Origin of the sequence: Psychroflexus aurantiacus (assembly GCF_010820555.1) — a bacterium.
Lineage (GTDB): Bacteria > Bacteroidota > Bacteroidia > Flavobacteriales > Flavobacteriaceae > Psychroflexus > Psychroflexus aurantiacus.
In genome coordinates this window covers 1-7,998 of the sequence record NZ_JAAIKD010000011.1, presented here as the reverse complement: position 1 = coordinate 7,998, position 7,998 = coordinate 1, and the positions used below count along the sequence as shown (strand labels likewise).

The following is a 7,998-nucleotide window of genomic DNA, read 5'->3' as shown; positions in this document are numbered from 1 at the left end:
ATTAAAATGTATTGCGGAAGTTTCATATTATTATGGGCAACGTCTCGCGCATAACGAAAGTGGCTTCTTAAAATGCGCAAAATTTTCGGTTAAACTTTTGCTTTTATAAAAATACATAAAACTCTCGTTTCAGCACTAAATTCGCCATTTTTGTTATGCGCTGTTGTACAACGTTTTTAATGCACTCCTGTTCCTTCAAACATCAATAAACTCAGTGCAGTATCGTCAAATTTATCACCTTTATAAACGTCTATAATCTCAAATTTTAGTTTAGTTGTTTTGTTTGCAGGAAAGTTAATTTCGTCAATTTCGATTGTTTGAATTTCAAATGAATCTAATAAATTTAAAATCGCATAAGGTTCATCGTTTAAATAGACTTTTAGTTTTTTAATCCTTGAATTATTATTCCAAGTTTCTAAACTTTTCTTATAACCATTGGCAATTAAAATTCGGTTAATTCCCAAACCGCCATCGTAATTATTCATTTCGTCAAAGTTAAAATGATATTCGATAAACTCTCCAATTCCATAATCAGCACTGCCTTCGACCCAAGCTGTATTTTTATTAAAATCGTGAGCGTTTGATGGCGAATAATTAATTCCGTTATTTTCATTTAATTCAGAAGATCCAATCATTTTTTTAACAGAACCCCCGCAGTACCAACTACAACCTTTTAAAAATTCCATTTCTCCTATTGGATTCATATTTTCATCGTAATCTTCATAGTCAAAAAAATCAGAATCGTTCGCTTGTTTTGCATTGATGATTTTCAATTCTTGCCCTATTAAAACGGAACTAAAGTATAGAAATAAAATTGTTAATTTAACTTTCATTTTTAGTTTTCAAATGTTGTACAACGTGATTGTGTATGATTAGTGGCGTGTTTAAGCACCTAATTTAGCAAATAAAAACCGAATAGAAAATCTGCGAGGATTTTCGTAAGTAGGCGAGAACTAGCCATTAATTATACACGGTGTTAGGGCAAGTTTTTTATTTTCTATGGAACAAATAATCTAATTCAATTTCAATTCGTGGTTTTTCAAATTGTTTGTCAGTTAATGGTGAAAACAGAATTTTATAAGGTAATCTCAAATCCTTAAAAGTCTTGAAATATGCAATATAATTTTCTCTCTCAACATAATCTCCTCTGTCAATTGATGAACCGTGAATTAAAAGAGTTGCTGTAATATTCTCGATTTCTCCATCTGAATTTTTTAAGACGACAATATTTTCTAAATACTTATCAATCGGTTTATTATTTTTAGTCTCAACTTTATATTTTGAGTATAAACTATCCTTTTCGATTAAAATTACTTTGTCAGTAGATTTGAAAAACGGTAAAGAAACTACATCTCCAATTCTATTCATTTTTCCAATATAGGATTTGATATCCTCATCTGTATTTAACCTTGGATATTCATTTTGAATTTCTCCATTTTGGTCATAAGTTCTTACATACGTTTTTTTAATTCTTTCGATTTTGAAATATTGGTCGACTTTTTCTTGATAATCGAAAAAAGAGTTTTTAAATTCTTCTGTGTTATTTGCTATCCATTCAGTTTCTATTTCTCCAAATAAGTCAAAACCTATTAAAGTCATTACATTATTCTGGATTGTGGAATAAGGGATTTTTAATCTAAATCTACCAAAGAGGTTTTTGCCTAATTTTCCATCGTTATCTTTCAGTAGTTCCATATTCTCGAATAGTGTTCCATAAAAACTGAACTTATCGATTGTTTTATTAATCATTTTTGAATAGTCTGATAACCTATAAAAATTAGTGTTCTTTTTATGATTTACTATATCTAATAAATAGACATTATTTCTCGTTAAATCTTTTGGGTATATGTCTTTCGATGAATTTCCTCTTAAAATATAATGTTTAACAATTTTCTTTTTTTGAATTAATTGAAAATCATAAATGACATTGTTAAGCAAATATTCATTCCAAATTTCTCCTTGTTTTAGAGAGTCAAGGTTTTTGAATTCGGGATTTTCTGAAACTAAATTTTCGTAAGGGTCAAAAAATATAACTTTAAGTTCATAATTCTCAAACTCAAGTTTTTCAATTGTTTTAGATTTCTGCGCAAATGAAGTATTTAGTCCGAATATTAAGAAGGTAATTAAAAGGACAAATTTTTCTTTCATAGTTCAATTTTGGGTTTTTTGGCAAATTTGCCCTAACGTCTCGCGCATAACGAAAGTGGCGACTTAAAATGCGCAAGTTTTTCGGTTAAACTTTAAGTTTCTAAAAGTAAAAAATCTCTCGTTTTAGCTCTAAATTCGCCATTTTTGTTATGCGCTGTTGCCTACAGTTTTTTCAGCTGTTCCCTTTTTAAAGAATCATATTTTTTCTGAATAGTCCTTAATTCTTCAACAATTTCTAAATGCAATTTTTTGTTATTCAGTTTTCCCAATTTATCATCCATTAGCAAATAAAATTCTTCGAATTCTTTTATATTCAATTCATTAAGACTATGTGTAAAGGCATTATTCCTATTTATTTTATCTTCTGCTTTATCTAATATTTCATTTAACTTAGAATGGATTTCGTTGGACTTGTCAAGATTCGACTTTGAACTACCAAGTATTTCATCAACTTCTGCGTTTATTTTATCAAATCTATTTTCTAGATTAATAAGATCTGTTTCCCTACTATAATATTCTAATTTTGTAGTTTTTTTCTGTAGTTCAACATATTTTTCAATTTCATCAATATCAATTATGTTAAAAATTTTAGAGTATTTTTCTATTATTTCATTTTGCTTTTTAAACTGTGATTTTTGAATAAAAAAAATTATTCCATAAATCACAACAAAAATAAAAGTTACAATATTTTGAAAGGTTAAAATGTTCTCCATTTAATTCGATTTATTTATAACTTATTTATCTTCATTTTGTCTAATAGAATTTATCAATTTTCTTAAAAGTTCAGAAGGAATTATTAAAAACCTTTTTGAGTTTAATAGTAGTCTGTCAAATGCTAAAAAACACAGAAAAGATTGATAAACAGCTTTGTCTTGTTCTTGAACATCGAAAATACTTGAATTTTGAAAAAAATGAAAAGAATAAACCATTATATAAATAAAGAATGATGAATAAATTATAAATCTTATGTTTTCTTTATTAATAACATATTCTGTCAATTCTTCTAATCTAAATTTTCTAATCTTTCTCGAGCTTTTTATTCTAAGTGGTCCAAGATGGTAAATGAAATTTAAAATTTGTTTGTAAAAAGTTACTGAAATGCAAGTCGCAGAAGTTAGTGTAATAAAAATGATAGTTTGTTTTGATAGTGTGTAATATCCAAAATACTCATTCAATTTTATAATAATTAATGGAATTGAAATAGAAATCATTGCGAAATAAATAACATGAAAAATTAAACCTAATGCTGGTAATGCAAATTGATACAAGAATAAAACAAATGCAATAGGGAATGACATGCAGATATTTATAAGTTGAAGAATTTTACTTGGATATTTCTTGTTTAGCCAACTTATTAAAAATAAAAGTGCTAGATATCCTAAAAAATAAAAAATCCAATTATAATCTTTGTAATAATTCAAGTAATCAATACCCATTGAAAAAAAGAATATTATTACCATTGAAATAATAATAATGATTACAACCAATAAAGTTGATTTTGATTCTTTTTTAATGTTCAATTGATGTGTTTTTCAAAATTCTGACTAACTTAAAATTATGTTGCTGAAAATCAGGTCATTAATAATATTCAAGTTTCTCATCTTTTCCTAAATTTTTCAGCCACAATTTACTCAATTTTACGTTAGCATACGTACTGAAGAGTTTTTGGGCTCTATGAGGGATTGTAGGCAACGGTTCTCTAGTATGGCCAGTAGCGTGCAAATACCAGCATACTTTTCAGTTTATCTTTTATTTTCTAAATATACAGAAACTTTGGATTTAGATTATACTAGCTATTGGCTATACTAGATGTTGGGGCTAGTTTTTTTGGCAATTAATACTTTCATTTCAAAAGCTGTCAAGGTTAATTTCGGGAGGAGGAGGAACTTTTAGTTCAAAATCTTTAGCCTTTCGTATTCTAACCTTAGACTTTGTAATTGAATCAATGAGTTTTTGATTTTTACTATTTAGATTTTCAAACTCTTTGTTAAACCAAGAATTAGATAAATACCTGGAGTATTCGTTTAATGAATTATTAATTACTTGAAGTATTGATTTTAATTTTTCAATTTGGCTTTCGTGATATGTTATTTCAAAAATGGCTCTAGAAATCTTTCGTTCAATATTTTGATTGTCAGTTATGATATCTTTTGAAGGCAAATCAGGTAATTTCTTTTCATTGTTTATGAATTCCATTAGACGCCCTTTCAGCGTGTCTATTTGAACATTTTCATCCCTAAAGAATATTTCACCATTTCGATTGATTTCAATTGTTACACAGCTGCTAAAACAATCAATTGGTGGTGGCATATTGTTTTTGATGTATTCGTTTTTATAGAAATAGTATTTATCTAATGCTTTTTCAAAATTTGAAGAGTTAGTATTATTTAATAGATATGGGATAAATTTAGTATGATCATTTGATTTATTTAATTCTTCCCAAGTTTTATCTTGTTTTGAAATACAGCTTAAAATTGAATAAAAAATTAAAATATAATAAAGAGTATTTTTCATTCGTTTTGATTGTCTCAAATTAGCCCCAACGGTCTCGTATAACCGTCAGTTACGGGTTAATATGCGTTAATATTCGGTTAAGCACTGACGCTCGCAATTCCGAGTGGATTCGGACGTAGTCGAATCCGCCGTAATTGCGGTTATACATTGTTATGTGCAGGCTTTTAATCCTCATTTAATTCAGTGCAAATCAATCTGTAGGCTGTGAAATACTCAATGTCATTATAAATGTTAGATTCCATATGGTCCAATTCATTTAGGACTAATTGATTTTCCGAACATTTTCTTCGTAAACAACCACCAAAAAAGTCAAAATCCATTGGACTGCGTTTTGTAGCAAGTTTACCAAGTTCATAATGGTAAGTAACGGGTCTTTCTATATTATCACTTTTTATCTCTGAAGCGTCAATGAAATTTATGTCAAAGATTGGCTTCTCAATATTGTTGTTTTCAATTCTTTTTCTTGGTTCAAAAAGCTGAATTGCATATTCCCTCTTTTCTTTTAAACTGCTTCTCAAGTCTTGATAGAATTTGTCTATCAAATTTTTATACCTCTTATGTTCCTCTTTTCTATTATTAATTTTTAGTAAAGATTCTTTATCATAGATAAAGTCATATTCAAATATGGATTCATAAAATACTTCTGAAATTTTTAGTATTTCCTCCAGACTTTTTTTGTCTATCAAACTTTCTATTTTTTCAATTTCTTTTGTGAAGTCGGTTAGTATTTTTTTTAGTTTGATTAATATTTTGTCGAAGTACCTATTCAAAAACTCTTTATGTCTTTCTATTATTTCAGTGACTGGATACTCCATTGACTCAAACTTATAGTCATTGTCTTTATGGTATCTTAAATAGACAATTTTATCACTTCCACCATTGTATCCGAAAAGACAAGATGAAATAAATTTTCCATTGTGTTTTCTTATTGGATGTCCGACAAGTTCGTTGCGTATTTCTCTATTAATTAAGTAGTTTGAGTCCTTTTTTAAATCTCCTTTGTTTATTCCACATTTGAAGATTATTAGTAACTCTTCTATGAAATCTTGTTGAACATATATACTTTGTAATAGGCTTATTTGATTTGAAAATCGCTCAGCGTATGATTTTGAGTTTCTATTGTCAAATATTATGTCAAAAGTATCTTGAAAATAACCTAATATATCTCCGAAATAATTGGTCTGAACTTCTGGTGTGAACTTGATTCTCTTTTTGCAGAACTCATATTCCCAAATAAACGAATTCCAAATGTCAGCAATTCGGTCAAGTTTATATATTACTTCTTCTTTCAATTCTCAATGTTCTGTTCAGCTTGCACATAACGGTTTTGTATATGACAAGTAGCGTGAAATTATGATTAGATTTTCAATCTCACCACAAGCCAAAACTTTTGTATTTTGCTTTTACATTTCTTTTCAAAATGCCAAATCAAAAAATTTGGCGACTTACCAAATATACCAAAATTTCCGATTTAAAAAGGACTTAGCTATTTGTTATATACGTTGTTGTAAAACGTTTTTTATTAATCCTATTTGCAAAAATTTTCCAGAATTTGAAATTCAGTAAAAGAATCAGTTTGTTTTTCCAATAATTTTACTCGAAAAGTATTTTTCTCAAGATTTTTGACTGCATAATTTTAATTTTGTTCAGAGTTAATTTCGGTTAAATTCTATTAATTTCTTTCAAATCCAAATTTTGGATAATTTGAGAATTGTTTATCATTCCTGTTTTCAACTTCCAATCTTTATCAGCTTAATTAATGCCACATAGAATAAGTCAAAACATACGTTTATTTTAAATTAAAAGTCCATTAATTGTTAGAAAATACATTGTTAAAAATAGTAACCAAAAGATTAATCCAGTCAGATTTAGTTTTAGCATTCTGAAAATAGTTATTCCGATTATTCCCAAAATCACAAATATTCCCCCAAATATGTAATTTTTATTTGCATAAAAAATTAAGTCTTTTGGAATTAGCGGATTATCTAAATTTAACGCACTTTGTAAATATCTCAAATGGTCGAACAATAAGATTATTAATGACATCAATAGAGCAACATTACCAGCGATTGTTATGCTTTTATCCTCATTTAATTTTCTAATGCTCATTTTTTGTCAAATGTTTTATAACGGTCTCGGTTATCGCCAGTTGGCGGAGTAGGGGACGCTGGTTTGTCGGCTTAGTATTGGTTTGTTGGTCAAGTTAATTATTTTCTTTCTAACGGTGCCGGCTATTGGCGATTAACCGTTGTTGTAACCAGTTTTGATGTTCTATTTAAAGTATAGCAAACTAAGAAAGAAAGACGTAATAATTAATATTATGCTACCAATACTCAGTAAGGCATTTAATCTTTTTCTTTCTTTTGTCCAATTTTCGAATTCCGCAAAATATTTCAAATAGTGATCTTCTTTAAAGACTAAGTAATAACAAATTATAAATGAAATTGTTCCCATTGCTATGAAATAGTATGGATTTAAACCTATTCCAGGCAAAAGCAAGCTAATACTGATTTTTACGAATCCTATTAATGCTATTGCAATAATTGCAATTAACCAACCGCCAGCAAACCTTAGTCCAAATCCGTTTTTCTTGTCAGTCCAAAAGTTGTTTTGAAATTCCATCGCATTATCAATCTCGAATTTATTTTTCATTCGTTTTTTAATAATAGGAATTTTATAAAGCAATAGTGCAGGATTGATTTTATTAAACAGAAAATGTAGCCTAGTTTCAATTTTATAAAGGCTGTAATGTAAAATATTTAAATTTCTTTCAATCAATTTTTTTCTTCAAAATTGGTTACAACGGTTCGTATAACCGTCAGTTACGGGTTAATATGCGTTAATTTTCGGTTTAGAACTGGCTTTAGCAATTCCGAGTGGATTCGGACGTAGTCGAATCCGCCGTAATTGCGGTTATACTTTGTTGTAGCTAGTTTGTTTACCATACTGACCATAAAAAATATGCCATAACACACCAAAAAGTATAAAGACAGCTAAAAAATGTGCCAGAAATAAAAAGGAATAATCTAAATCTTTTAATTCCAAGTCTGTTTTTGAAATAGTACCAATCAAAGAGTTCAACTAAAGTACCCAACGAATAAAAAATATTAGCTCCAATTCCCCAAATAATAACGCCAATGGTGTCCTCAAATGTCCAGTCATAAGGGCTTTCAGCTAGCGCATTAAATATGGTCAATGCACCAGATAGTCCGACGAGAACATTATAAATCCACCTTTTGGATTCCCACCACTTTATATTTGCCTTTAATTCGTCTAGAGTCATTTTAAAATTAGCTACAACGTCTCGCGCATAACGAAAGTGGCGACTTAAAACGC

Annotated in this window: 8 protein-coding genes; all 8 read right to left on the bottom strand. The window is 28.6% G+C overall.

What is annotated here, in order from left to right; genetic code table 11:
- Window positions 1-176: 176 nt before the first annotated feature.
- Window positions 177-833, bottom strand: a complete 657-nt coding sequence (locus tag G3567_RS12960) for an NADase-type glycan-binding domain-containing protein (RefSeq protein ID WP_164005743.1) — start codon at window positions 831-833, stop codon at window positions 177-179.
- A 157-nt stretch (window positions 834-990) separates the two neighbouring features.
- Complete coding sequence (locus G3567_RS12955) at window positions 991-2,148, bottom strand: hypothetical protein (protein ID WP_164005742.1); 1,158 nt, start codon at window positions 2,146-2,148, stop codon at window positions 991-993.
- A 161-nt stretch (window positions 2,149-2,309) separates the two neighbouring features.
- Window positions 2,310-2,861 carry a hypothetical protein gene (locus G3567_RS12950; protein ID WP_164005741.1) on the bottom strand — a complete coding sequence of 184 codons (552 nt, stop codon included), beginning with the start codon at window positions 2,859-2,861 and terminating at the stop codon, window positions 2,310-2,312.
- A 21-nt stretch (window positions 2,862-2,882) separates the two neighbouring features.
- The gene (locus G3567_RS12945; protein ID WP_164005740.1) at window positions 2,883-3,668 is read right to left on the bottom strand and encodes a hypothetical protein; all 786 of its coding nucleotides are present in this window, start codon (window positions 3,666-3,668) and stop codon (window positions 2,883-2,885) included.
- A gap of 328 nt (window positions 3,669-3,996) precedes the next feature.
- Window positions 3,997-4,662, bottom strand: a complete 666-nt coding sequence (locus G3567_RS12940) for a hypothetical protein (RefSeq protein WP_164005739.1) — start codon at window positions 4,660-4,662, stop codon at window positions 3,997-3,999.
- 164 nt (window positions 4,663-4,826) lie between these two features.
- Entirely contained in the window at window positions 4,827-5,954 is a 1,128-nt protein-coding gene (locus tag G3567_RS12935; RefSeq protein ID WP_164005738.1) for a hypothetical protein, read from the bottom strand.
- A 979-nt stretch (window positions 5,955-6,933) separates the two neighbouring features.
- Window positions 6,934-7,440: a hypothetical protein gene (locus tag G3567_RS12930; RefSeq protein ID WP_164005737.1), complete on the bottom strand. Its 507-nt coding sequence runs from the start codon at window positions 7,438-7,440 to the stop codon at window positions 6,934-6,936.
- 160 nt (window positions 7,441-7,600) lie between these two features.
- A partial coding sequence (locus G3567_RS12925) for a hypothetical protein (protein ID WP_317164185.1) occupies window positions 7,601-7,998 on the bottom strand: 398 nt, incomplete at its 5' end.

Excerpts from the sequence above, each read along its gene's own strand:
- G3567_RS12960 (WP_164005743.1), bottom strand. The coding sequence starts at position 833 with ATGAAAGTTAAATTAACAATTTTATTTCTATACTTTAGTTCCGTTTTA.
- G3567_RS12950 (WP_164005741.1), bottom strand. The coding sequence starts at position 2,861 with ATGGAGAACATTTTAACCTTTCAAAATATTGTAACTTTTATTTTTGTT.
- G3567_RS12940 (WP_164005739.1), bottom strand. The coding sequence starts at position 4,662 with ATGAAAAATACTCTTTATTATATTTTAATTTTTTATTCAATTTTAAGC.
- G3567_RS12955 (WP_164005742.1), bottom strand. The coding sequence starts at position 2,148 with ATGAAAGAAAAATTTGTCCTTTTAATTACCTTCTTAATATTCGGACTA.